This window comes from Bacteroides sp. AM54-2NS (assembly GCF_003602935.1).
GTDB classification, from domain to species: Bacteria; Bacteroidota; Bacteroidia; order Bacteroidales; family Bacteroidaceae; genus Bacteroides; species Bacteroides xylanisolvens.
This window is the reverse complement of record NZ_QTMZ01000041.1, coordinates 1-26,483: the sequence shown is the minus strand read 5'-3', so window position 1 is coordinate 26,483 and position 26,483 is coordinate 1. Positions and strand designations below refer to the sequence as shown.

The following is a 26,483-nucleotide window of genomic DNA, read 5'->3' as shown; positions in this document are numbered from 1 at the left end:
GAATGGCAGACAATAGTACCATACTAGAAAAATTAGACGGACTCGTAGCCCGTTTTGAAGAAATATCTACCCTTATCACAGACCCGGCAGTGATTGCCGACCAGAAACGTTATGTCAAGTTGACTAAAGAATATAAGGAATTAGACGACTTGATGAAAGCAAGGAAAGAATATATCCAATTACTGGGTAATATTGAAGAAGCTAAAAATATCCTTGCCAATGAATCGGACGCTGAAATGCGCGAAATGGCGAAAGAAGAAATGGACAATAGTCAAGAGCGCCTTCCGGTATTGGAAGAAGAAATCAAACTGATGCTTGTCCCTGCCGATCCGCAAGACAGCAAGAACGCTATTCTCGAAATCCGCGGAGGTGCAGGAGGCGACGAAGCAGCTATCTTTGCCGGCGACCTCTTCCGTATGTATGCCAAATTCTGTGAAACCAAAGGTTGGAAAATGGAAGTCTCCAATGCGAACGAAGGGACAGCCGGTGGATTCAAAGAAATTGTTTGTAGTGTGACAGGCGATAATGTATACGGAATTTTAAAATACGAATCGGGAGTACACCGCGTACAGCGTGTTCCTGCGACGGAAACGCAAGGACGTGTTCACACTTCAGCCGCATCCGTGGCCGTGCTTCCCGAAGCTGAAGAATTCGATGTAGTCATCAACGAAGGAGAAATCAAATGGGACACTTTCCGAAGCGGCGGTGCCGGCGGACAGAATGTAAACAAGGTAGAATCCGGAGTACGTCTGCGCTATATCTGGAAGAACCCGAACACCGGTATTGCCGAAGAAATCCTTATCGAATGTACCGAGACACGCGACCAGCCGAAAAATAAAGAGCGCGCCTTGGCCCGTCTCCGTACTTTTATCTACGACAAAGAACATCAGAAATATATCGATGACATTGCCTCCAAACGTAAGACAATGGTATCTACCGGAGACCGTTCAGCCAAAATACGAACTTACAACTATCCCCAGGGACGTATCACCGACCACCGCATCAACTATACAATCTATAATCTGGCAGCCTTCATGGACGGGGATATCCAGGATTGTATCGACCATCTGATCGTAGCGGAAAATGCAGAACGCCTGAAAGAAAGCGAACTTTAGAGAAGTGGAGAGTTGAGAATTGAGAGTTGAGAACGGTTTCTTAAAATAGTAAATAGTAAATTGCAAAATAGTAAATAACAAGATGGATAAGCAACAATTATTTGAAAACATAAAGCGCAAAAAGTCATTCCTTTGTGTAGGACTTGATACTGATATCAAGAAAATCCCGGAACATCTGTTGAAAGAAGAAGATCCGATCTTTGCATTCAACAAAGCAATCATTGACGCGACAGCTGATTTGTGTATCGCCTACAAACCCAATCTGGCTTTCTATGAAAGCATGGGTGTAAAAGGATGGATCGCATTTGAAAAGACAGTAAAATATATCAAAGATAACTATCCGGATCAATTCATCATCGCTGACGCAAAGCGTGGTGACATCGGAAATACTTCTGCAATGTATGCCCGCACATTCTTTGAAGAATTGGATATCGACTCTGTAACAGTAGCCCCCTACATGGGTGAAGACAGCGTTACTCCGTTCCTTACCTACGAAGGCAAATGGGTGATCCTGTTGGCATTGACTTCCAACAAAGGATCTCATGACTTCCAATTGACAGAAGACGTAAACGGCGAACGTCTGTTCGAGAAAGTATTACGCAAATCACAGGAATGGGCTGGCGATGACCGCATGATGTATGTGGTAGGTGCTACTCAAGGACGTGCTTTTGAGGACATCCGCAAGATTGTCCCGAACCATTTCCTTCTCGTACCAGGCGTGGGAGCACAAGGCGGTTCACTCGAAGAAGTTTGCAAATATGGTATGAACAGTACATGCGGATTGATTGTTAACTCGTCGCGTGGTATTATCTACGTAGATAAAACAGAGAAATTTGCAGAAGCTGCCCGCACCGCCGCACAAGAAGTGCAAGCACAAATGGCTGAACAACTCAAAGCAATTCTCTGAAAAGGGAAAAAGGATCTCTAAAGAAAACGAATGCCTTACGAAAGAAAGATAATTAACGACCCCGTATTCGGGTTCATCAATATTCCAAAGGGGTTACTGTACGATATAGTACGGCATCCCCTTTTGCAGCGTCTTACCCGCATCAAGCAAGTAGGATTATCATCTGTTGTGTACCCCGGTGCACAACACACCCGCTTCCAACACTCCTTAGGTGCTTTTCACCTGATGAGTGAAGCTATCACCCAACTGGCCTCCAAAGGCAATTTTATCTTTGATAGTGAAGCGGAGGCCGTGCAGGCTGCCATCCTGTTGCATGATATAGGACACGGCCCTTTCTCGCATGTACTGGAAGACACGATTGTAAAAGGAGTCTCGCACGAAGAGATTTCTCTTATGTTGATGGAACGGATGAACAAAGAGATGAACGGCCAGCTGAGTCTTGCCATTCAAATCTTCAAGGACGAATACCCGAAACGCTTTCTGCATCAACTCGTAAGCGGTCAGTTGGATATGGACCGACTTGATTATCTTCGCCGCGACAGCTTTTATACAGGCGTAACGGAAGGTAACATCGGCTCTGCCCGAATCATCAAAATGCTTGATGTAGCGGATGACCGTTTGGTTGTCGAATCCAAAGGGATCTATCTATCGAGAATTTCCTCACGGCACGTCGCCTGATGTACTGGCAAGTATACCTGCATAAGACGTCTGTGGCATACGAAAAGATGCTGATTAGTACTCTCTTGCGTGCCAAAGAACTGGCTTCACAAGGAGTGGAACTGTTTGCATCTCCTGCATTACGTTTTTTCCTTTACAATGATATCAATCCAACGGAATTCTATAACAACCCCGACTGTCTGGAGAATTTTATCCAGCTGGACGACAATGATATATGGACAGCCTTGAAAGTGTGGAGCACCCACACAGATAAGGTACTTTCCACTTTAAGCACGGGAATGATAAACCGAAATATCTTTAAAGTGGAAATTTCGTCGGAACCTATTAGTGAGGACAGAAAAAAAGAATTAACTTTGCACATCAGCCAGCAACTAGACATAACCCTTTCCGAAGCGAACTATTTTGTCTCTACCCCCAGCATCGAAAAGAATATGTATGACCCGGCAGATGACAGTATTGATATTATCTACAAAGACGGCACTATCAAAAATATTGCCGAAGCATCGGACATGCTGAACATCTCATTATTGTCCAAAAAGGTAAAGAAATACTATCTCTGCTATCAGAGATTACACAGATAAGTATAAAATATTCATGCAATAACACGGAAATCTGAAAAAAAAATCCGTTATTTGTGAACTAATTAAATTTTAAATAAAAGACATGGAGTTCTCGGCTAAGCAAATTGCAGCATTTATCCAAGGGGAAATCATTGGAGACGAAAACGCTACGGTACACACATTCGCTAAAATTGAAGAGGGAATGCCCGGAGCAATTTCTTTCCTGTCAAATCCCAAATATACACCTTACATCTACGAAACACAATCAAGCATTGTCTTGGTTAATAAGGACTTCACTCCCGAACACGAAATTAAAGCTACTCTTATCAAAGTAGACAATGCATACGAAAGTCTAGCTAAATTGCTCAATCTTTATGAGATGAGCAAGCCTAAGAAACAAGGGATAGATTCATTAGCTTTCGTTGCACCCAGCGCCAAAATTGGTGAGAATGTATACATCGGTGCTTTTGCCTATATCGGTGAAAATACCGTGATTGGAGATAATACTCAAATTTACCCCCACACTTTCGTTGGAGACGGCGTGAAGATAGGCAACAGTTGCCTGCTTTACTCCAATGTAAATGTTTATCATGACTGCCGCATAGGTAATGAATGTATCCTTCATTCGGGTGCAGTGATCGGAGCTGACGGATTTGGTTTTGCTCCCACTCCGAACGGATATGATAAGATTCCGCAAATCGGAATTGTTATTCTGGAAGATAAAGTAGATATAGGTGCTAATACGTGTGTAGACCGTGCTACAATGGGAGCTACGGTAGTACACAGCGGTGTCAAGTTAGACAATCTGATACAAATAGCACACAATGATGAAATAGGTTCGCATACCGTTATGGCTGCGCAAGCCGGAATTGCCGGTTCTACCAAAGTGGGTGAATGGTGTATGATCGGTGGTCAGGTAGGTATTGCAGGACATGCTAAAATAGGAGATAAAGTTGGATTAGGCGCACAATCAGGTGTGCCGGGAGACATCAAGTCCGGTAGCCAGCTTATCGGAACTCCTCCTATGGAACTGAAGCAATATTTCAAATCATCCATTGCACAAAGAAGCCTGCCGGATATGCAGAAAGAACTGCGTAATCTGCGCAAAGAAGTAGAAGAATTAAAACAACTATTAAATAAGTAAATAAGTAACCAATGCTGAAACAAAAAACGCTGAAAGATAGCTTTTCACTGAGCGGGAAAGGTCTTCACACTGGACTTGATCTCACTGTAACATTCAATCCAGCTCCGGACAATCACGGATATAAAATCCAACGCATTGACGTAGAAGGACAACCAACTATCGACGCAGTAGCCGACAATGTAACAGAAACCACCCGTGGTACTGTATTGTCGAAAAATGGAGTCAAAGTAAGCACCATTGAACATGGTATGGCAGCCCTTTACGCATTGGGCATTGATAACTGCCTGATCCAAGTTAACGGACCGGAATTTCCTATTTTAGATGGTAGTGCACAATATTACGTACAAGAAATAGAACGTGTAGGAACAGTAGAACAAAATGCCGTCAAAGACTTTTATATTATCAAGTCTAAAATTGAGTTCCGGGATGAAACGACTGGTTCTTCTATTATTGTACTACCTGACGAGAATTTCAGTCTGAATGTACTGGTTTCTTACGATTCGACTATTATCCCGAATCAGTTTGCTACCCTTGAAGATATGCATAATTTCAAAGACGAAGTGGCTGCCAGCCGTACTTTCGTCTTTGTTCGTGAAATAGAGCCGTTGCTCTCCGCCGGATTGATTAAAGGTGGCGACCTGGACAATGCGATCGTAATCTACGAACGCAAGATGTCACAGGAAAGCTTCGATAAGTTGGCAGATGTGATGGGAGTACCTCACATGGATGCCGATCAGTTAGGCTATATCAATCACAAACCGTTAGTTTGGCCCAATGAATGTGCCCGTCACAAACTGCTTGATGTCATTGGTGACCTCGCTCTAATTGGAAAACCGATTAAAGGTCGTATCATCGCTACCCGTCCGGGACACACCATCAACAATAAATTTGCCCGTCAGATGCGGAAAGAAATCCGTCTGCACGAAATACAGGCACCAAGTTACGACTGTAACCGTGAACCAATAATGGATGTAAACCGTATCCGCGAATTGTTACCGCACCGCTATCCTTTCCAACTGGTGGACAAAGTGATTGAAATTGGTGCCAACTACATTGTAGGTATTAAAAATATCACAGCCAACGAACCTTTCTTCCAGGGACATTTTCCACAGGAGCCCGTTATGCCGGGAGTACTTCAAGTGGAAGCAATGGCACAAGTCGGAGGCTTGCTCGTCTTGAATTCCGTAGATGATCCTGAACGTTATTCTACCTATTTCATGAAAATAGATGGAGTGAAATTCCGTCAGAAAGTAGTGCCGGGAGATACAATCATCTTTCGTGTAGAACTGCTGGCACCTATCCGCCGTGGCATTTCTACCATGAAAGGATATGCGTTTGTCGGCGAGAAAGTTGTTTGCGAAGCAGAATTCATGGCACAAATAGTAAAAAATAAGTAATAATTGATATTTAAAAGCATGATAAGTCCTTTAGCGTATATCCATCCCGAAGCTAAGATCGGAGAAAATGTAGAAATTGCGCCTTTTGTATTTATAGATAAGAACGTAGTTATCGGCGACAACAATAAAATTATGGCTAACGCCAATATTTTATACGGTTCACGTATTGGTAACGGAAACACGATTTTTCCGGGTGCCGTTATCGGAGCCATTCCGCAGGACCTCAAGTTTCGCGGTGAAGAATCGACAGCCGAAATCGGAGATAATAATCTGATTCGTGAAAATGTAACAATCAACCGTGGTACGGCAGCTAAAGGGCGCACGATTGTGGGAAATAACAATTTATTGATGGAAGGTGTACACGTAGCACACGACGCATTGGTTGGTAACGGATGTATCATCGGTAACTCTACCAAGATGGCAGGCGAAATCGTCATTGATGATAACGCGATTGTCAGCGCCAATGTATTGATGCATCAATTCTGTCATGTAGGCAGTCATGTAATGATTCAGGGCGGATGCCGTTTCAGTAAAGATATTCCTCCTTACATCATTGCAGGACGTGAACCGATCGCTTTTAGCGGAATCAATATCATCGGCTTGCGCCGTCGTGGCTTCTCCAATGAAGTGATCGAAAGTATTCACAATGCATATCGTATCATCTACCAAAGTGGTTTGAACACGACAGAAGCATTGAAAAAAATAGAAGATGAATTCGAAAAGAGCCCGGAGATTGACTATATAGTCAATTTTATCCGTAATTCAGAACGTGGTATTATTAAATAAACAGTTCAAAATAGTCATATTATGATATACAGATTTACTATCATATCTGATGAAGTTGACGATTTTGTCAGAGAAATACAAATTGATCCGGAAGCAACTTTTTATGACTTCCATGAAGCAATACTGAAATCAGTAGGGTACGCAAACGACCAGATGACTTCTTTCTTTATCTGCGATGACGACTGGGAAAAAGGAAAAGAAGTAACCTTAGAAGAAATGGACGACAATCCGGAAATAGATAGCTGGGTAATGAAAGACACTGCTATCAGTGAATTGGTAGAAGACGAAAAACAGAAACTGCTATATGTATTCGATTACATAACAGAACGTTGTTTCTTCATCGAACTATCCGAAATTATCACCGGAAAAGATATGAATGGTGCCAAATGTACCAAGAAATCAGGAGATGCTCCTAAACAAACGGTAGATTTTGAAGAAATGACCGCTGCGGGAGGTTCTCTTGATCTGGATGAAAACTTCTATGGAGACCAGGACTTCGACATGGAAGATTTCGATCAGGAAGGATTTGACATAGGTGGTGACACTAGCAGCCCATACGAAGAAGAAAAATTTTAAGTATTAAATATCAAGTATTAGGTATTAATTGCTATGTAGTGTCAGGCAGTTAATACCTAATATTTTTTTAGTCCCGTACGCTTTAATACTTAATACTTCTATACTTAATACTTAAAAATCTATGCCTACTCTCATTGTTCTTATAGGTCCTACAGGTGTGGGGAAAACAGAGTTGAGCCTGCGCTTGGCAGAAACATTTCAGACAAGCATTGTATCTGCCGATTCGAGACAGCTTTATGCCGAATTAAAAATAGGTACGGCAGCTCCGACTCCCGATCAACTTAAACGTGTCCCCCATCAACTGGTCGGCACGCTCCACCTCACAGACTATTACAGCGCTGCCCAATACGAAACAGAAGCACTGGAAATTCTGGAGAAATTATTCACGCAACACGAAGTCGTGATTCTCACTGGTGGCTCAATGATGTATGTAGACGCTATCTGTAAGGGAATTGACGATATTCCTACCGTTGATGCGGAAACCCGTCAACTCATGTTACAAAAGTATGAAGAGGAAGGCCTTGAACAACTCTGCGCAGAACTTCGCTTGTTAGATCCGGAATATTACCGGATTGTAGACCTAAAGAATCCCAAGCGGGTGATTCATGCGTTGGAGATTTGCTATATGACCGGACGCACTTATACTTCTTTTCGCACCCAACAAAAAAAACAGCGTCCTTTCCGTATTCTGAAAGTCGGCCTGACTCGTGATCGGGAAGAACTTTATGACCGTATCAACCGTCGGGTAGACCAGATGATGGAGGAAGGATTATTGGAAGAAGTACGTTCCGTACTTCCCTATCGTCACCTCAATTCACTCAATACAGTAGGCTATAAAGAACTGTTCAAATATCTGGACGGAGAATGGGAACTCTCCTTTGCTATAGACAAAATCAAGCAAAACTCCCGCATTTATTCGCGTAAACAGATGACCTGGTTCAAAAGAGATGAAGAAATAAAATGGTTCCACCCGGAACAAGAAACGGAGATACTAGCGTACCTCCGTCAATCTTTATAATTATAGTTAAGAAGAAGAGTCCACTATTAAACACCTATGGAACAAAACATTTACATCTCTTTTAACTCCACAGTTTATTGACAATAAAGTTGCCGATAAAGAACAAGTCGCCCATAAAAATAATGCTGAATACTAGGAAAGTGAAACAAGTACTCCACCGGGCTCCTCCCTCCTCTTCGCCACGTTTGATACGAAGCAGGGAACTATGTAAACAATCACCTGCTATGAACAGTACAAACAAACTCGGTATCAAGTCACCCCATGACACCAACCACAGATTATCACCCTTTCCCATCAGGAACGTCAATGCCACGGCCAATAAGAAGACAGAAGCATATTGCAAGTCTTTTCTTTTTGAATTCATAGTGGTAATGTTTAAAGTCCTTTTCACAAAGATATTGAATCTCACCCAATAATCCTTATCAAATCTATATAAAAATCGGTCAGGCTTTGTTGAATCTAAGTTTATTGTTACTTTTGCAAGTACGAATTAAAACCAAAACCGATTATAAACGCAGATGAAAAAGATCAGCATCACTTTATTACTCTGCCTTCTCTGTCTGACCGGAATGGCACAAGGACAAAAGGCACTCGATTTAAAAGATATTACTTCCGGACGTTTCCGCCCGGAAAATATTCAGGGAGTAATCCCTATGCCTGATGGCGAACACTACACACAGATGAACGCTGACGGCACGCAAATCATTAAATACTCTTTCAAGACAGGTGAGAAAGTAGAAGTGATTTTCGATGTAAATACTACACGCGAATGTGACTTCAAGAACTTCGACAGTTATCAGTTCTCTCCCGACGGTCAGAAATTGCTGATTGCTACTAAAACAACACCTATTTATAGGCATTCATACACAGCTGTACATTACATTTACCCTTTGAAACGAAATGATAAGGGCGTTACGACAAACAACATTATTGAACGGCTGTCTGACGGTGGACCTCAACAGGTCCCCGTCTTTTCTCCGGACGGTACCATGATTGCATTTGTACGCAACAATAACATATTTCTTGTTAAGTTGCTTTACGGCAACAGCGAAAGCCAGGTCACAGAAGATGGCAAACAGAATTCGGTAATCAACGGTATTCCTGACTGGGTGTATGAAGAAGAGTTCGGCTTCGACCGTGCTTTGGAATTCAGCGCCGACAATACGCTGATTGCTTTTATCCGTTTCGACGAGTCGGAAGTTCCCTCCTACTCTTTCCCGGTATTTGCCGGACAAGCACCCCGCATTGATGCTTTAAAAGATTATCCGGGCGAATATACATACAAGTATCCGAAAGCCGGATATCCGAATTCGAAAGTAGAGGTACGCACGTATGACATCAAATCACATGTCACCCGTACAATGAAACTCCCATTGGATGCGGACGGATACATTCCGCGTATCCGTTTCACAAAGGATGCCAACAAATTGGCTATCATGACATTGAACCGCCATCAAGACCGTTTTGATCTTTACTTTGCCGATCCCCGTTCCACACTTTGCAAACTTATACTTCGTGATGAGTCTCCTTATTACATAAAGGAGAATATTTTCGATAATATCCAGTTCTATCCGGAATACTTCAGCCTGCTTAGCGAACGTGACGGTTACAGTCACCTCTATTGGTATAGCATGGGGGGGAATCTGATTAAAAAGGTTACTAACGGTAAGTTTGAGGTGAAAGATTTTCTGGGATATGATGAAGAAGACGGTTCTTTCTATTATACCAGCAATGAAGAAAGCCCTCTGCGCAAAGCTGTCTATAAAATAGACAAGAAGGGCAAGAAGCTCAAACTATCCCAACAGGTAGGAACCAATACACCACTCTTCAGCAAATCGATGAAGTATTACATGAACAAGTTCTCCAACTTGAATACTCCGATGCTGGTTACACTGAATGATAATTCGGGCAAAACACTCAAAACGCTTATTACCAATGACGGATTGAAACAAACATTGTCTGGATATGCTGTGCCACAAAAAGAGTTCTTCACTTTCCAAACCACAGATGGCGTGAAGTTGAACGGCTGGATGATGAAACCGGTTAATTTTTCCGCATCTAAAAAATATCCGGTACTGATGTATCAATATAGCGGTCCGGGCTCTCAACAGGTATTAGATACCTGGGGAATCAGTTGGGAAACATACATGGCAAGCCTCGGTTATATCGTGGTATGCGTGGACGGTCGCGGCACAGGAGGTCGTGGAGAAGCTTTCGAGAAATGCACTTATCTGAAAATCGGAGTCAAAGAAGCCAAAGATCAGGTAGAGACTGCTTTGTATCTCGCAAACAGCCATACGTGGATAAAGATCGCATCGGAATCTGGGGCTGGAGCTACGGCGGATACATGACTCTTATGAGCATGAGCGAAGGAACTCCCGTATTCAAAGCAGGAGTAGCAGTAGCTGCACCCACCGACTGGCGTTTCTATGATACGATTTATACCGAACGCTTCATGCGTACTCCGAAAGAGAACGCGGAAGGATATAAGGAATCATCAGCCTTCACCCGCGCTGACAAACTACATGGAACTTGTTGTTGGTGCATGGCATGGCAGACGATAATGTGCACTTCCAAAATTGTGCGGAATATGCCGAGCAGTTGGTTCAGCTTGGAAAACAATTTGATATGCAAGTGTATACAAACCGCAATCATGGAATATATGGTGGCAATACCCGCCAACACCTATACACACGGTTGACCAACTTTTTCTTGAACAATTTATAATGACGGACAGAGTACGTAAGCCCGAATGGCTGAAAATTAATATTGGTGCCAACGAACGATACACCGAAACCAAACGGATTGTCGACTCCCACTGCTTGCATACTATATGCAGCAGTGGGCGTTGCCCTAATATGGGAGAATGCTGGGGAAAAGGAACTGCTACCTTTATGATTGGCGGTGACATCTGCACGCGCAGTTGCAAATTCTGCAACACACAAACCGGCCGCCCGCACCCGCTAGATGCAAACGAACCTACCCATGTCGCAGAATCCATCGCACTGATGAAACTGGATCATGCTGTCATCACTTCCGTAGACAGAGATGATCTGCCGGATTTGGGAGCAACACATTGGGCACGTACCATCCAGGAAATAAAACGGCTGAATCCACAAACAACAATCGAAGTGCTCATTCCTGATTTTCAAGGCAGGATGGAATTGTTAGATTTGGTAATCGAAGCCCGTCCCGACATTATTTCACACAATATGGAAACCGTACGCCGCATTAGTCCGCTAGTGCGTAGCGCGGCAAATTATGATACAAGTCTGCAAGTCATCAGACACATTTCCGGAAAGGGAGTTAAATCTAAAAGCGGCATTATGGTCGGACTGGGTGAGACCCCGGAGGAAGTCGAAACATTGATGGATGATCTGTTAGCAACCGGTTGCCAGATTCTTACCATAGGCCAATACCTTCAACCGAGTCACCGGCATTATCCCGTTGCAGCATACATCACTCCGCAACAATTTGCAGAATATAAAACTGTAGGTTAGAGAAAGGATTCAACATCGTAGAAAGCGCTCCCCTTGTTCGTTCCTCCTACCATGCAGAGAAACATATTCGTTAGCAAACAAAACATATCCCCTATTTGTTTTATTGATAGAACCGACAAATAAACATAAATATAGAGATGGCTCATAAAGGAACACTTTCTTCCGCATTTAACATGTCGCTGGGTTTTATCCCCGTTATTATTTCCATTTTATTGTGTGAACTTATAACGCAAGACACGGCTATTTACATCGGTACAGGCATAGGTATTATAGGTATATACCTTTCTTATCGACGTAAAGGATTGTTAATTCCTAATTTTATCCTCTATATAGCAACCGGAGTGTTAGCACTATTATCCGTAGCAGCTCTCATTCCTGGTGATTACGTTCCATCCGGTGCACTTCCACTTACGCTGGAAGTCAGTATTCTCATTCCGATGTTGAGCCTTTACATGCATAAGAAAAGGTTTATCAACCACTTCTTAAAACAGATAGGTTCTTGCAACAAACGTTATATGCGCAGGGAGCAGAAGCAGCCGTTGTATCTGCCCGCATTGCCTTGATTTTCGGAATACTGCATTTTATTATAATCAGCATCACCGTCATTTTCCAAAACCCACTAAGTAAGACAAGTCTGTTTGTACTCTATAAAGTGTTACCTCCTACTGTCTTTCTGATGAGTATCCTGTTCAATCAGATCGCCATCCGTTTCTTCAATCATTTAATGTCACACACGGAATATGTTCCTATTGTGAATACCAAAGGAGACGTGATCGGGAAAACACCTGCAATAGAAGCTGTTAATTACAAAAACGCATACATCAATCCGGTGATAAGAATTGCCATATCCACTCACGGAATGTTATTCCTTTGCGACAGGCCATCAACAGCCATTCTGGATAGAGGAAAAGTAGATATTCCCATGGAATGTTATCTCCGCTACGGAGAATCTCTGGAAGCAGGCGCCACTCGTTTAATCAACAATGCTTTTCCTCATGAAAAAGGTATCAAACCTGAATTCAACATCGTTTATCACTTCGAGAATGAAGTGACCAACCGTCTTATCTATCTATTCATTGTCGATATCAAAGATGACTCCATCCTTTGTACCCCCCGCTTTAAAAACAGTAAGCTGTGGAATTTCAAACAGATAGAGGAAAACTTAGGAAAAGGCTTCTTCAGCAGCTGCTTCGAAGATGAATATGAACACCTGAAAGGCGTTATTTATATAAGAGAAAAATACAGGGAATCTTAGATAAATCGGGCACATGTCCTTTCCAGTCCTTCACTGTACGCGTCTGTATATATTCTCCTTCACAAGTAATATTGGCAGCGATACAGAGCTTTGTTTGAGGACGGCAATTCAACAAAATATCCTCTACCATCTTATGATTCCGGTAAGGCGTCTCTATGAAAAGTTGCGTCTGACTTTCAGCATACACACGCTGCTCCAATGCTTTTAGTTTCTTGGCACGTTCTCCCGGTTCAATCGGCAGATAACCGTGAAACGCAAAACTCTGTCCGTTAAAGCCGGAAGCCATCACGGAAAGGATAATGGATGAAGGTCCGACCAAAGGAACCACTTTCAGCTTTTTACGTTGTGCGATAGCAACCACATCCGCTCCCGGGTCAGCTACTGCCGGACAACCTGCTTCGGAGATAACCCCCATTGAAGCTCCACCCACCAAAGGTTGCAGATAACCGGAAATATCATCAGGAGAAGTATGCTTGTTCAACGGGTAAAATGTCAATGCATCAATATCAATCTCCCGGTCCACCTTTTTCAGGAAACGCCGGGCAGAACGAACATCTTCGACTATAAAATACCGGATACCAGAAATGATCTCCTTATTATAAGAAGGCAATACCTTTTCAATAGACGTATCACCTAACGTCACGGGCAACAAATAGAGGGCAGTTTCCACTTTTTAAATTGAGAATTAAGACTATACTTTAATATTAAAAATCAAATAAGGTTTTGAGCGAAGCTAATTAAAAATTGAAAAATGCAACAGTTTAGGAAGCCAAATAGTTGGATTCACTTAACATCACATGATAATCAGTAAATTCCAGGAGATCTTTCAGTTTCATGTCCTTATGCTTTTTCATATAAGAAGCGATGATTCTTGCTCCCATCCATGTTCCGATCAATGCCGGAGCTTGAGCACCCAACATATCGACAGCAGGAGCAGGCTTCATATAATAGCGGATCACCATCGGGTCTCGTGCATGCAGATGATCGTTGGTACAGATATAATTCCATATCTCCTTTTCATTCTCCTTACACCAGTCGTTTTCCTCCTTGGAATATCCCATCGCTTCGCCGATATCACTATATCCTAATAAGTTTTGCACGACGTAGTTGATTTTTCCGGAGTGCATCATCAAGTCAATCAAACAAGTACCCTCATGATAGTTCATTCCGTAACGGCTCAAAAGATAAAAAGCAAAACAATCCGGCACAATCCGTTCCGGACGCATCGAGCGACATTGATAATCGTAATAGAAACGCTTATAAAGAGGATAATCTTCCCCCATATATTTATCAAGACTGATCCCTAATAAAGAATCCACCAAAATAATAGATTCGTTGAAGGCAGACACTTGCGAATAGATAAACGGCACTTTCGTATCAGGCACTTCCTTCTTCAGTTTCCGGAATCCTTTGTTAAGTCCTTTTTCCACCTCATCCAGATTAGGGTACTTTGCTTCTACGTCGCTAAGCAAACGGACTAAAGTCGTATCCGAATAGAATTTCTGCAGACGTTGCGAAATGGTATCATCTTTCACCGTACCGATAGACAATACATCCTCAATCAGGATTTTCGTCGGCATACGGTAGTCCATCGTCAACTTCTGCATAGCAGAAAAGCTGTTGGAGCGAACGTATTCGCTCAACAGCTTATCATATCTTAGAACAGAAATCTCCTCTTCCTTCTGCTCCGTACCCTTTCCCGTGCTTATCCCGCAGGAGGCGAAAAGCATACTAATTAAAATAATAAGAAGAGAGATCCGTAGTTTCATAATCTTTTATCCGTAAATGATGTTACCATTTTCGTCCATATACTCATCGAGTCCTTTCTCGTAAGTAGCCATGGCACGAAGACTCATACCTACACTGGAAAATCCACCGTCATGGAATAAGTTCTGCATAGTTACCTTACGGGTAAGATCGGAGAACATCACGATGCAATAATCGGCACATTCGTCAGCCGTAGCATTTCCGAGCGGAGACATACGATTGGAGAAATCAAACAGTTTATCCATACCCTTCACGCCCGAACCGGCAGTAGTAAATGTAGGAGACTGCGAGATAGTGTTCACACGTACGCTATGTTCGCGTCCGTAGATGTAACCAAAGCTACGTGCAATAGATTCCAGCAATGCCTTAGCATCTGCCATATCATTGTAGCCGTAGAAAGTACGCTGCGCGGCCACATAGCTCAAAGCAACGATAGAACCGTAATCTGCAATAGCGTTCAATTTCTTGGCCGACTGAATCATTTTATGGAATGAAACAGCTGAAATATCCAATGTCTTATCCAACATTCCATAGTCAAGGTCATCGTAAGTACGTTTTTTGCGCACGTTGGGAGACATACCGATAGAGTGGAGTACAAAATCAATTTGTCCACCCAGTATATCCATGGAGGTCTTGAATACATTTTGCAAATCTTCTACGCTGGTGGCATCTGCCGGAATAACCTGGCAATTTAATTTCTGGGCCAAAGCGTCGACTTCTCCCATACGGATAGCCATCGGAGTATTTGATAATGTAATAGTTGCACCTTCTTCTACGGCACGCTCTGCTACTTTCCAGGCAATAGACTGATCGTTCAAAGCACCGAAGATAATACCTCTTTTTCCTTTCAACAAGTTATAACTCATATCTTTTAATAGTTAAATTTTGTGCAAAGATAGGAACTTTCTGCATAAAAACACGAGAAGTGTGCAAATAATAGACAGAAATGACAAAAAATACACGTATTCTATCAATTAGTCCACATCCTCTTGGGGTTTGCCACCTATCTTTGCAATCGATAATTAAGAGGTTTTTTCATAATATTTATTTAAGGTTAGAATTAGGTTAACATGAATTTGTCTTATTCCTCTCCTGCAGGCTGCCTGCGACAGATCGCCTGCGGAAGGACATAAGGATTATGAAATCACCCTCATTAATCATCACCCAACTACCAAGAAAAACAATAGATGTATAACCCTATAGAAATAAGTTACTAAATGAACACATTGACAAAAAGACTCTTCTGGATGGCCCTATGCTGTTTACCGTTTATCTCATCAGGATGTAAACAAAGCGAGACTGCCGTAAAAGAAAGCTCCATCAGTGACGCTCTCTACCAGAATCTACCTTTTGAAATGCCCAAAGTACAGCAACCGGTTTTTCCTGCTTACGAGGTAAACATTGAGAAATTCGGAGCCAAAGGCGATGGTCTGTTTCTGAATACCAAAGCAATCAACGATGCTATTAAAGAGGTGAATCAACGCGGAGGGGGTAAAGTGGTTATCCCGGAAGGCATCTGGTTGACAGGACCTATCGAACTGTTGAGCAACGTGAATTTATATACGGAACAGAATGCATTGGTGCTTTTCACCGGTGATTTTGAGGCATATCCTATCATTGCCACTTCTTTTGAAGGATTGGAAACCCGTCGTTGCCAATCGCCTATTTCCGCACGCAATGCAGAGAACATCGCTATCACAGGATATGCACATTTGACGGGAACGGCGACTGCTGGCGTCCGGTAAAAAAAGGCAAACTGACTGCTTCACAATGGAAAAAGCTAGTAAACTCGGGAGGTGTTCTTGATGAAAAACAAGAGATATGGTACCCCACGGCCGGTTCACTGAAAGGTGCAATGGCTTGTAAAGATTTCAATGTACCCGAAGGTATCAATACAGACGAAGAATGGGCTGAAATCCGTCCGTGGTTGCGCCCGGTGTTGTTAAGCATCGTCAAAAGCAAGAAAGTACTGTTGGAAGGTGTTACTTTCAAAAACTCACCAAGCTGGTGTCTGCACCCCTTGTCCTGCGAAGATTTTACAGTTAACAATATCATGGTCATCAATCCGTGGTATTCCCAGAATGGTGACGCTATCGACCTGGAATCTTGCAAGAACGCGCTCATTATTAATAGTGTATTCGATGCGGGAGATGATGCTATCTGTATCAAATCCGGTAAAGATGAAGACGGCCGCCGTCGCGGTGAACCTTGCCAGAACGTTATCGTTAAAAATAATACGGTACTGCACGGACACGGTGGATTCGTAGTAGGTAGTGAAATGTCGGGTGGCGTGAAGAACATCTATGTAGAAGACTGCACATTTATGGGCACAGACGTAGGTTTGCGCTTCAAGAGCACTCGCGGACGTGGCGGTGTGGTAGAAAACATCTACATTAATAATATCAACATGATTAATATTCCGAACGAACCGTTGTTGTTCGACCTGTTCTACGGTGGAAAAGGTGCCGGCGAAGAATCGGAAGAGGATTTGCTGAACCGCATGAAGACAAGTATTCCTCCGGTAACGGAAGAAACACCCGCTTTCCGCAATATTCATATCTCTAATATTGTTTGTAGAGGTTCGGGACGTGCCATGTTCTTCAATGGTTTGCCGGAAATGCCGATCAGCAATATTACCGTTAAGAATGTCGTGATGACAGAAGCTACGGACGGAGTTGTTATCAGCCAAGTTGACGGAGTTACTTTGGAGAATGTATATGTAGAATCATCCAAAGGTAACAATATATTAAATGTCAAAAATGCTAAGAATCTGATCGTAGACGGAAAGGTTTATGAAGAATTGGGAGCGAAAGAAGAAATTTTAAGCCTCAAATAAAGTTCATTGCAAAAAAGAAAACCACAATATCATTATATAGAGTAAAAAGCTCAAATAGCAGACTATAATCTTTTCAAAAGATAGACAGTCTGCTATTTTTTCTGTTACTTTTGCAAGGAGAAATACGACGTATAATTTCAGCCTTAGAAAATCATGAAGAAGAATCTTTTTATTTTTACTTTCCTTTTAGGAGTTTTCAGTCTGTCTGCCCAGGCGCAGAAACAGGAGAAAACCATCACAGTTGAAGTACAAAACAACTGGAATCAGGCCAAAGCGGATGCTCCGGTTGTTATCAAGCTGCATGAGTTGCACGCCGGCTTCAAAGTTAAATCCGCTGTTGTCATGGAAGGAACAAAAGAAATTCCATCGCAGCTGGACGATTTGAACAGAGACCGCAAGATGGACGAACTGGTCTTTGTGACCGACCTCCCTGCTCACGGTAGAAAAACATTCCAGGTTACACTCTCTTCCGAGAAAAGTGCAAAGACTTATCCGGAACGGGTTTATGCCGATATGTTTATAGTAGACAACCGGAAAGGCAAACATCAACGGGTACAGGCTATCACCGTTCCCGGCACCAGCAATATATACAGCATGGTACGTCCGCACGGTCCGGTTTTGGAATCGGAACTAGTGGGCTATCGCCTTTATTTCAATGAGAAACAGACACCGGATATTTACGGCAAGTTCAACAAAGGACTGGAGATTAAAGAATCGCAATTCTACCCGACGGATGAACAGTTAGCTAAAGGATTCGGAGACGACGTACTTCGTGTGTTCGACAGCTGCGGACCGGGCGCATTGAAAGGTTGGGACGGACAAAAAGCAACGCATATCACTCCGGTGGACACTCGCACAGAACGTATCATCTCTTACGGACCGGTGCGGGTGATTGCAGAAATTGAAGTGACCGGATGGAAATATCAGGATCAGGAACTGAATATGATGACACGCTACACGCTTTATGCCGGACATCGCGATCTTCATATCGAAACATTCTTTGACGAACCACTCAATAAAGAAGTTTTCTGCACAGGTGTGCAAGACATCGTAGGTACTTCCAAGTCTTTCTCCGATCATAAAGGGCTCGTAGGAAGTTGGGGAACAGACTGGCCGGTCAACGACACCGTGAAATATGCCAAAGAAACTGTAGGGCTGGGCACTTGTATCCCTCAACGTTATGTGAAATCGGAAGAAAAGGATAAAGCCAATTTCCTTTATACCATTACCGCTCCGGGAAATAAATATTTCCAGTATCACACTACTTTCACTTCGATGAAAGAGACATTCGGATATAAAACACCGGAAGCATGGTTTGCTCATCTCCGCGAATGGAAAGAAGAGCTGGCTCATCCGGTGACAGTGAAAATAAAAGATAACCGCACCAATAAATAGGGTAGAAACAAATACAACTAAACAAAAATTACGAGGTTTCTACCAATTTTTCTATGACTCTGCACAAATATTCCTCCTTGTGCAGAGTCTTTTTATTTACCTTTGCCATCAGATAAAACCAACGAATCATATCTATAAAATAATCTATCTATAACATGAAACGATTGACACAGACTTTAGCTTTTTGCTTATTAACGGTTTTCACCGCAGTAGCACAGAAGAACTATGTATCTGAAGTATGGGTTTCCGACCTCGGAAACGGTAAATACAAAAATCCGGTACTTTATGCCGACTACTCCGATCCGGACGCTTGTCGCGTAGGGGATGATTTCTATATGACTTCATCCAGTTTCAACTGCTTGCCGGGATTGCAAATCCTTCATTCCAAAGATTTAGTCAACTGGACAATCATTGGTGCTGCAGTTCCCAATGCCCTCCCTCCTATCGAAACTCCGGAACGGCCGGAACACGGCAATCGTGTCTGGGCTCCGGCTATCCGTCACCACAACGGTGAGTTCTATATTTTTTGGGGAGATCCCGATCAGGGAGCTTTTATGGTGAAAGCCAAAGATCCGAAAGGTCCGTGGAGCGAACCGGTCTTGGTGAAAGCGGGAAAAGGTATTATTGACACTTGTCCGTTTTGGGATGAAGACGGAAAAGTATATATGGTACACGCATACGCAGGAAGCCGTGCCGGACTGAAAAGTGTAATCACTATCTGCGAACTGAATGCGGAAGCAAATGCAGCGATCACTCCTTCTCGTATTATCTTCGACGGTCACGAAGCACATCAAACTTGCGAAGGTCCTAAAATGTATAAGAGAAACGACTATTATTATATCTTCCATCCGGCCGGCGGGGTACCGACAGGCTGGCAGGTCGTACTACGTTCTAAAAACATCTACGGTCCTTACGAATGGAAAACAGTACTCGCGCAAGGTAACTCTCCAGTCAACGGTCCTCACCAGGGTGCATGGGTGGATACTCCTACCGGAGAAGACTGGTTCCTCCACTTTCAGGATGTCGGCGCTTACGGACGTATTATGCATCTCCAACCGATGAAGTGGGTGAACGACTGGCCTGTGATCGGCATCGATAAAGACGGTGACGGCTGCGGCGAACCTGTTTTGACTTACAAGAAGCCGAATGTAGGTAAAACATACCCTATCTGCACTCCGCAGGAAAGTGACGAGTTCGACGGATATACACTTTCTCCACAATGGCAATGGCACGCTAACATCAATGAGAAATGGGCCTATTATGCAGGTGACAAGAGTTATGTGAGATTATATTCTTATCCGGTTTTAAAAGAATATAAGAATTTGTGGGATGTAGCCAATCTGCTCTTGCAGAAAACTCCTTCTGATAATTTCACCGCAACAATGAAACTTACGTTCAGCCCTAATCCTAAACTTAAAGGTGAACGCACCGGACTTGTTGTTATGGGCAGAGATTATGCCGGAATCATTCTGGAAAATACAGATAAAGGTTTGATCTTATCTCAAGTTGAATGTAAAAGAGCGGATAAAGGAAAACCGGAACAGGCAAATGCTTCTGTCGATCTTTCTCAAAATACAGTTTACCTGAAAGTTCGTTTCAGTTGTGATGGCAAGAAAATCAAGGGTAGCGAAGGCGGACATGACCTCATTGTGATGTGCAACTTCAGCTATAGCCTCGATGGAAAGAAGTATGAATCATTGGGTAATCCTTTCCAGGCAAAAGAAGGACAATGGATCGGCGCTAAGGTCGGTATGTTCTGCACACGTCCTGCCATCGTTACTAACGACGGAGGATGGACAGATGTAGACTGGTTCCGTATCACCAAGAAGTAAGCAGCTTTATTCTGAACAAGCATAGTTAATGAGGATGTCAAAAGTCTCCAACAACTGTCTTTTAGGCACAGATTACACGGTTTTAGCTAATTTAAGAACCGTGAAATCCGTGCCTAAATAATTTCATATTTATAGACTGTTTTTACTTTCAAGGCACCCTCGTTTCATTTTAATCCATTTTTTATTTCTACCTTTGCATCTAAAAGATAGTCTATATAGGATAAACAATAAACCAAAAACTCAATGAAGAAACTAGTTATATTCGATCTGGATGGAACATTGCTGAATACCATCGCCGACCTTGCCCACAGTACAAATTACGCTTTAAATAAATTAGGCTATCCTACACACGAAATAGAAAAGTATAATTTCATGGTAGGAAACGGCATCAACAAACTCTTTGAACGTGCATTACCCGAAGGGGAAAAGACGGAAGAAAATGTGCTCCGCGTTCGCAACGAGTTTATTCCTTATTATGATATTCACAATGCAGACGATAGTTGTCCCTATCCGGGTATTTCAGCGTTATTGTCGTATCTGCAATCCGCAGGTATTCAGATTGCCGTAGCTCCAACAAATATCAGGCTGCTACCGAGAAACTCGTTGCTCATTATTTCCCGGAAATCCGCTTTACTGCTGTTTTCGGGCAGCGGGAAGGAGTGAATGTCAAGCCCGACCCGACAGTCGTTCTTGATATATTAAAACTTGCCAATGTACGAAAAGAAGATGTTCTTTATGTAGGCGATTCCGGTGTAGATATGCAAACAGCAGCCAATGCCGGTGTAACCGCTTGCGGAGTGACATGGGGATTTCGACCGCGCACAGAACTGGAAGAATTTGCGCCTCAATACATCACGGAGACTGCAGAAGAGATAAAACGCCTCATCTCGGCTGATAAAGTCTAATATTACATATTTTCCGTACAAATTTCAAAGTAATCAACCTTTTCAGGTAGTTACAAGCTAGTAGACAAGTGATTATAAACGCTGTTTCATTCCATGCAGACAAGAGATTATTCTCATCCCTATGAGAAAGATTCTCATACCAATGGAAATATATTCTCATAGGTATGAGTATTTTTTCTCATAGGGATAAGTACAGTTGAGAATAAATAAATCTATCTATTGTTTACTGCTTGTTCCAATTGTTTCAATGCTTGTTCCAACACGGCACGCGGACAAGCGATGTTCAATCGCATAAAGCCTTCCCCCTCCTTGCCAAATGTTGTTCCGTCATTCAATGCAAGATGTGCATCTTCTACGAAAAGGCGGTTCAGCTGGTCCTGATTGAGTCCCAACGCACGACAATCCAGGAAAATAAGATAAGAGGCTTGCGGACGAATCATCTTAATGGCGGGAATATACTCCTTCAAATAAGTTTCCGTGAAGTCTACATTTCCTTTAATATAGCCTACCACTTGATCCAGCCATTCTGTTCCATGACTGTAAGCAGCCGCTACGCTAAGATAAGCAAACAGATGCCCTTCACTGAATTCACTTGCTTCCATATACTTCTGGAAACGGTGACGAAGTTCATCATTTTCAATGATTGCATAAGAACTGGCCAGCCCCGGCATATTGAACGCTTTGCTCGGAGACATAAAGACAAGTGAATTCATCCGTGCTTTTTCCGAAATCAAAGCAAAAGTAGGATGTTTATAAGGAGGTAAAGTCAAGTCGGCATGAATTTCGTCAGAGATCACCAGAGTACCGCTTTCATAACAGATATCAGCTATTTGAGAAAGTTCCTCTTTCGTCCATACGCGTCCACCCGGATTATGAGGATTACTTAAAATCAGCAATTTGCATCCTTGTACATCCCGGCGAAAACGATCAAAGTCAATATGATACTGTCCATCTTTCAGTACCAATGGACTGTATACTACCTCACGCTCATTCTTCTGCGTTACCAAAAAGAAAGGATGATAAACAGGAGGCATGACCATTACTTTATCACCTTTTTGCGTAAAACATTGAATAACAAAAGCCAATCCGCGGACAATACCGGGAGTGAAAGTCAACATCTCTTCACGGATCGTCCAGCCATGACGCTCTTTCACCCAGTTAACAATAGACTCCGACCATTCTTTGCAAGCAAAAGTATATCCGAGCACTTCATGTTCCAGCCGTTTTCTCAAAGCCTCTATTACAAAAGGAGCCGTACGGAAATCCATATCAGCTACCCACATTGGAATCAAGTCATTGCGTCCCCAACGGCTTTCTACAGCATCCCATTTTACGGAATCTGTACCGTTACGGTTTATTATTTCATCAAAATTATAGTTCATACTGCATAATGTTTTTATGTTATGTGAGACAAAAGTAGTACATTTGTACTCAATTCAAAAAGGAATTTATGACGAAAGCTTTATTTTTTGATATAGACGGAACGCTGGTCAGTTTTGAAACTCACCGTATACCGTCTTCTACCATCGAGGCGTTGGAAGCTGCCCACGCAAAAGGGCTGAAGATATTTATTGCTACCGGACGCCCGAAAGCCATTATCAACAACCTTTCCGAATTGCAGGACCGGAACCTTATCGATGGATATATAACCATGAACGGAGCCTATTGTTTTGTCGGTGAACAGGTTATTTATAAAAGTGCCATACCACAGGGAGAAGTGAAAGCAATGGCAGCTTTTTGCGAGAAGAAAGGTGTTCCCTGCATTTTCGTAGAGGAACATCATATTTCTGTCTGCCAACCTGATGATATGGTGAAAAAGATATTCTACGATTTTCTGCATGTGAATGTAATTCCTACTGTATCTTTTGAAGAAGCAACAAGCAAGGAAATTATACAGATGACTCCTTTTATCACAGAGGAAGAAGAAAAAGAAATCCGACCGTCCATCCCTACCTGCGAAATCGGGCGCTGGTATCCTGCCTTTGCTGACGTCACGGCTAAAGGAGATACCAAGCAGAAAGGGATTGATGAAATAATCCGATACTTCGATATTAAACTGGAAGAAACGATGTCATTCGGAGACGGAGGAAACGACATCAGTATGCTTCGCCACGCAGCCATCGGAGTTGCTATGGGACAGGCTAAGGAAGACGTGAAAGCCGCTGCCGATTACGTTACGGCTCCCATTGACGAGGACGGAATAAGTAAGGCAATGAAACATTTCGGAATTATTTAATAATGTGCCGATTTACCAATGCGCCAAAAAAACTATTATCCCGCGATTTCATGACACAACGTATTGGCAAATTAACACATCAACAAATTTGCATATTATTATATTATGAGCGTAGACACTAACAACGCCGAGTTTCAGGATGCACTGAATCTGATTCAATATACCCGCCAATCGGTTTTTCTGACAGGAAAAGCCGGTACGGGAAAATCTACATTCCTGCGTTATGTCTGCGAGCATACCAAGAAGAAGCATGTTGTACTTGCACCGACCGGAATTGCCGCAATCAATGCCGGTGGAAGTACGATGCATAGCTTCTTCAAACTACCTTTTTATCCGCTATTGCCGGATGATCCTAATTTAAGTCTCCAACGTGGCCGTATTCACGAGTTCTTCAAATACACCAAGCCACATCGTAAGTTGCTGGAACAAATAGAACTGGTCATTATCGACGAAATCTCTATGGTACGGGCAGACATCATCGATGCCATCGACCGTATCTTACGAGTTTATTCACATAATCTTCGCGAACCTTTCGGTGGAAAACAACTCTTATTAGTGGGAGACGTCTTCCAACTGGAACCCGTTGTAAAGAACGATGAGCGGGAAATATTGAACCGCTTCTATCCCACTCCTTACTTTTTCTCTGCCAGAGTGTTCGGACAAATAGACCTCGTCTCTATCGAACTTCAAAAAGTATATCGACAGACAGACCCTGTATTCGTCAGTGTCCTCGACCATATCCGCACCAATACAGCCGGAGCTGCAGACCTGCAACTACTCAACACCCGCTACGGAAGCCAGATTGAAGAATCTGAAGCAGATATGTACATCACACTCGCCACCCGAAGAGATACGGTCGACTCCATTAATGAGAAGAAATTAGCAGAACTCCCCGGAGAACCCATTACTTTTGAAGGGGTTATCGAAGGAGACTTTCCGGAAAGCAGTCTGCCTACTTCACAAGAGCTTGTACTCAAACCCGGTGCACAAATCATCTTCATCAAGAATGATTTTGATCGCAGGTGGGTAAACGGTACGATTGGTGTCATTGCCGGAATTGATGAGGAAGAAGAAACGATCTACGTCATCACCGACGATGGAAAAGAATGTGACGTAAAACTGGAATCATGGCGAAATATCCGCTACCACTACAACGAAAAAACAAAAGAAATAGAGGAAGAAGTATTAGGCAGCTTCACTCAATACCCTATCCGGTTAGCATGGGCCATCACTGTTCATAAAAGCCAGGGACTGACCTTCAGCCGTGTAGTCATCGACTTCACCGGCGGTGTATTTGCCGGAGGACAAGCATACGTAGCACTTAGCCGTTGTACCTCACTGGACGGCATCCAGCTCAAAAAGCCTGTCAACCGTGCTGATGTCTTCGTCCGTCCCGAAATCGTCAACTTTGCCGGACGCTTCAACAACCGCCAAGCCATCGACAAAGCCCTGAAACAAGCACAAGCCGATGTGCAATATGCCGCTGCCTCACGTGCCTTCGACAAAGGGATATGGAAGAATGTCTGGAACAGTTTTTCCGTGCCATCCATTCCCGCTACGATATTGAGAAACCCGTTCCCCGTCGTTTGATCCGCCGTAAACTCGGCATTATCAATACACTGAAAGAACAGAACAAGAAACTCAAAGAACAGATGCGCGAACAACAGGAACGTATACGACAATACGCCCACGAGTACCTGTTAATGGGAAACGAATGTATCACCCAAGCCCACGACGTACGTGCCGCCCTTGCCAACTACGACAAAGCCCTTAGCCTCGACCCCAACTATATAGATGCCTGGATAAGAAAAGGAATCACACTCTTCAACAGCAAAGAGTACTTCGACGCTGAAAACTGTTTCAACACCGCAGTCAGCCTCCATCCTGCAAACTTTAAAGCAGTCTATAACCGTGGAAAGCTCCGACTAAAAACAGAAAACACAGAAGGCGCCATCGCCGACCTGGACAAAGCCACCAGCCTGAAACCCGAACACGCCGGCGCACACGAACTTTTCGGGGATGCCCTGTTAAAAGCCGGAAAAGAAGTGGAAGCTGCGTTACAATGGAGAATTGCAGAGGAACTGAAGAAAAAGAAGAAGTAATAAATCTACATAAAAGAAGAAGACGGAAACCGTCCGTTTTCTTCCTCACCGACCAACACCCCGTTCCTCACCGAGGAAAGACCTGTTCCTCACCGAGAAAGAGAGCATTGCTCACCGAGGAACGGATCCCCCACCTACAACCCCTTGGAGAGCCATTGTATCCTTTGGCGAATCATACACAAATATATTTACAGACTAAATTAGGATCAATCCGAAAAAACGATTGCTTTGTAGGCAATCCTCAAATTCTGTGTAACCTGTAAATCTGTGGTAAATTCTTTTTCATCCATCACGGTACAGGTTATTAGTTAAATGGGAATTTAGCGGTTAAATGGGAATTTTGCAGTTAGGCTGAAAGCCTTACAATTATATATTTATTGGGGTGCCCTGAAAGGGCTTAATTATATAGCGTAGGGCAACGCCCTACGAAAAAAACACACCAGCCACAAGCCCTGAAAGGGCGGAACCGTATAC

15 protein-coding genes and 7 pseudogenes are annotated in these 26,483 nt (G+C 43.0%); 17 read left to right on the top strand and 5 right to left on the bottom strand.

The genetic code is table 11. The annotated features are described in order from the left end of the window. Positions 1–2 precede the first annotated feature (2 nt). The 8 genes and pseudogenes from prfA to miaA all read left to right on the top strand — a co-directional run bounded on the left by prfA (position 3) and on the right by miaA (position 8,181). Complete coding sequence (gene prfA / locus DXA05_RS20095; RefSeq protein ID WP_004301709.1) at positions 3–1,115, top strand: peptide chain release factor 1; 1,113 nt, start codon at positions 3–5, stop codon at positions 1,113–1,115. Positions 1,116–1,197: 82 nt separating this feature from the next. Continuing rightward, complete coding sequence (gene pyrF / locus DXA05_RS20090) at positions 1,198–2,022, top strand: orotidine-5'-phosphate decarboxylase (protein ID WP_004301706.1); 825 nt, start codon at positions 1,198–1,200, stop codon at positions 2,020–2,022. Between the two features lie 30 nt (positions 2,023–2,052). After that, positions 2,053–3,281 (top strand): annotated as a pseudogene (locus DXA05_RS20085) (HD domain-containing protein). Positions 3,282–3,363: 82 nt separating this feature from the next. Then, entirely contained in the window at positions 3,364–4,404 is a 1,041-nt protein-coding gene (gene lpxD / locus DXA05_RS20080; RefSeq protein ID WP_004320905.1) for a UDP-3-O-(3-hydroxymyristoyl)glucosamine N-acyltransferase, read from the top strand. A gap of 11 nt (positions 4,405–4,415) precedes the next feature. Further along, positions 4,416–5,801 carry a bifunctional UDP-3-O-[3-hydroxymyristoyl] N-acetylglucosamine deacetylase/3-hydroxyacyl-ACP dehydratase gene (locus tag DXA05_RS20075; protein WP_004301699.1) on the top strand — a complete coding sequence of 462 codons (1,386 nt, stop codon included), beginning with the start codon at positions 4,416–4,418 and terminating at the stop codon, positions 5,799–5,801. Between the two features lie 18 nt (positions 5,802–5,819). Further along, positions 5,820–6,587, top strand: coding sequence for an acyl-ACP--UDP-N-acetylglucosamine O-acyltransferase (gene lpxA, locus DXA05_RS20070; protein ID WP_004320906.1), 768 nt, complete (start codon positions 5,820–5,822; stop codon positions 6,585–6,587). Positions 6,588–6,608: 21 nt separating this feature from the next. Then, positions 6,609–7,163 carry a hypothetical protein gene (locus DXA05_RS20065; protein WP_004308535.1) on the top strand — a complete coding sequence of 185 codons (555 nt, stop codon included), beginning with the start codon at positions 6,609–6,611 and terminating at the stop codon, positions 7,161–7,163. A gap of 121 nt (positions 7,164–7,284) precedes the next feature. Further along, positions 7,285–8,181 (top strand): tRNA (adenosine(37)-N6)-dimethylallyltransferase MiaA, encoded by an 897-nt coding sequence (miaA, locus tag DXA05_RS20060; protein WP_004308534.1) that lies wholly within the window; start codon positions 7,285–7,287, stop codon positions 8,179–8,181. Between the two features lie 61 nt (positions 8,182–8,242). On the opposite strand, the gene DXA05_RS20055 is transcribed toward miaA, so the two are convergent. Continuing rightward, complete coding sequence (locus DXA05_RS20055; protein WP_004301693.1) at positions 8,243–8,545, bottom strand: hypothetical protein; 303 nt, start codon at positions 8,543–8,545, stop codon at positions 8,243–8,245. 154 nt (positions 8,546–8,699) lie between these two features. On the opposite strand from DXA05_RS20055, the pseudogene DXA05_RS20050 reads away from it, so the two are divergent. The 3 pseudogenes from DXA05_RS20050 (at position 8,700) to DXA05_RS20040 (ending at position 12,936) form a co-directional block, all read left to right on the top strand. Then, positions 8,700–10,908, top strand: a pseudogene (locus DXA05_RS20050) (S9 family peptidase). Continuing rightward, a pseudogene (lipA, locus tag DXA05_RS20045) lies at positions 10,908–11,755 on the top strand (lipoyl synthase). The pseudogenes DXA05_RS20050 and lipA overlap by 1 nt, the downstream one beginning before the upstream one ends. Before the next feature lie 63 nt (positions 11,756–11,818). Next, positions 11,819–12,936, top strand: a pseudogene (locus DXA05_RS20040) (hypothetical protein). Here DXA05_RS20040 and DXA05_RS20035 read toward each other — a convergent pair. From DXA05_RS20035 to DXA05_RS20025, 3 genes are all read right to left on the bottom strand, one after another. Then, positions 12,902–13,606 carry an SAM-dependent methyltransferase gene (locus DXA05_RS20035; RefSeq protein WP_128859547.1) on the bottom strand — a complete coding sequence of 235 codons (705 nt, stop codon included), beginning with the start codon at positions 13,604–13,606 and terminating at the stop codon, positions 12,902–12,904. The pseudogene DXA05_RS20040 and the gene DXA05_RS20035 overlap by 35 nt on opposite strands. Before the next feature lie 91 nt (positions 13,607–13,697). Then, a complete protein-coding gene (locus DXA05_RS20030; RefSeq protein WP_008020785.1) occupies positions 13,698–14,705 on the bottom strand; it encodes a hypothetical protein in 1,008 nt (335 codons plus the stop codon). A 6-nt stretch (positions 14,706–14,711) separates the two neighbouring features. Further along, the gene (locus DXA05_RS20025) at positions 14,712–15,569 is read right to left on the bottom strand and encodes an enoyl-ACP reductase (RefSeq protein WP_004301687.1); all 858 of its coding nucleotides are present in this window, start codon (positions 15,567–15,569) and stop codon (positions 14,712–14,714) included. Positions 15,570–15,920: 351 nt separating this feature from the next. Between DXA05_RS20025 and DXA05_RS20020 the strand changes: the two are divergent. The 4 genes and pseudogenes from DXA05_RS20020 (at position 15,921) to DXA05_RS20005 (ending at position 21,671) form a co-directional block, all read left to right on the top strand. Continuing rightward, positions 15,921–17,539 (top strand): annotated as a pseudogene (locus DXA05_RS20020) (glycoside hydrolase family 28 protein). A 153-nt stretch (positions 17,540–17,692) separates the two neighbouring features. Further along, positions 17,693–18,934, top strand: a complete 1,242-nt coding sequence (locus DXA05_RS20015; RefSeq protein ID WP_128859546.1) for a DUF4861 domain-containing protein — start codon at positions 17,693–17,695, stop codon at positions 18,932–18,934. A 155-nt stretch (positions 18,935–19,089) separates the two neighbouring features. After that, entirely contained in the window at positions 19,090–20,766 is a 1,677-nt protein-coding gene (locus DXA05_RS20010) for a glycoside hydrolase 43 family protein (protein ID WP_128859545.1), read from the top strand. 243 nt (positions 20,767–21,009) lie between these two features. After that, positions 21,010–21,671: pseudogene (locus tag DXA05_RS20005) on the top strand (HAD family hydrolase). A 212-nt stretch (positions 21,672–21,883) separates the two neighbouring features. On the opposite strand, the gene DXA05_RS20000 reads toward DXA05_RS20005, so the two are convergent. Then, a complete protein-coding gene (locus DXA05_RS20000; protein ID WP_128859544.1) occupies positions 21,884–23,053 on the bottom strand; it encodes a PatB family C-S lyase in 1,170 nt (389 codons plus the stop codon). A gap of 68 nt (positions 23,054–23,121) precedes the next feature. On the opposite strand from DXA05_RS20000, the gene DXA05_RS19995 reads away from it, so the two are divergent. Next, a complete protein-coding gene (locus tag DXA05_RS19995; protein ID WP_128859543.1) occupies positions 23,122–23,907 on the top strand; it encodes a Cof-type HAD-IIB family hydrolase in 786 nt (261 codons plus the stop codon). A 105-nt stretch (positions 23,908–24,012) separates the two neighbouring features. Next, positions 24,013–26,009 (top strand): annotated as a pseudogene (locus tag DXA05_RS19990) (AAA family ATPase). Positions 26,010–26,483 lie beyond the last annotated feature (474 nt).

Coding starts and splice junctions, on each gene's coding strand:
- prfA (WP_004301709.1), top strand. CDS start 3: ATGGCAGACAATAGTACCATACTAGAAAAATTAGACGGACTCGTAGCC.
- DXA05_RS20000 (WP_128859544.1), bottom strand. CDS start 23,053: ATGAACTATAATTTTGATGAAATAATAAACCGTAACGGTACAGATTCC.
- DXA05_RS20025 (WP_004301687.1), bottom strand. CDS start 15,569: ATGAGTTATAACTTGTTGAAAGGAAAAAGAGGTATTATCTTCGGTGCT.
- lpxA (WP_004320906.1), top strand. CDS start 5,820: ATGATAAGTCCTTTAGCGTATATCCATCCCGAAGCTAAGATCGGAGAA.
- DXA05_RS19995 (WP_128859543.1), top strand. CDS start 23,122: ATGACGAAAGCTTTATTTTTTGATATAGACGGAACGCTGGTCAGTTTT.
- pyrF (WP_004301706.1), top strand. CDS start 1,198: ATGGATAAGCAACAATTATTTGAAAACATAAAGCGCAAAAAGTCATTC.
- lpxD (WP_004320905.1), top strand. CDS start 3,364: ATGGAGTTCTCGGCTAAGCAAATTGCAGCATTTATCCAAGGGGAAATC.
- miaA (WP_004308534.1), top strand. CDS start 7,285: ATGCCTACTCTCATTGTTCTTATAGGTCCTACAGGTGTGGGGAAAACA.
- DXA05_RS20010 (WP_128859545.1), top strand. CDS start 19,090: ATGAAACGATTGACACAGACTTTAGCTTTTTGCTTATTAACGGTTTTC.
- DXA05_RS20030 (WP_008020785.1), bottom strand. CDS start 14,705: ATGAAACTACGGATCTCTCTTCTTATTATTTTAATTAGTATGCTTTTC.
- DXA05_RS20075 (WP_004301699.1), top strand. CDS start 4,416: ATGCTGAAACAAAAAACGCTGAAAGATAGCTTTTCACTGAGCGGGAAA.
- DXA05_RS20015 (WP_128859546.1), top strand. CDS start 17,693: ATGAAGAAGAATCTTTTTATTTTTACTTTCCTTTTAGGAGTTTTCAGT.
- DXA05_RS20065 (WP_004308535.1), top strand. CDS start 6,609: ATGATATACAGATTTACTATCATATCTGATGAAGTTGACGATTTTGTC.
- DXA05_RS20055 (WP_004301693.1), bottom strand. CDS start 8,545: ATGAATTCAAAAAGAAAAGACTTGCAATATGCTTCTGTCTTCTTATTG.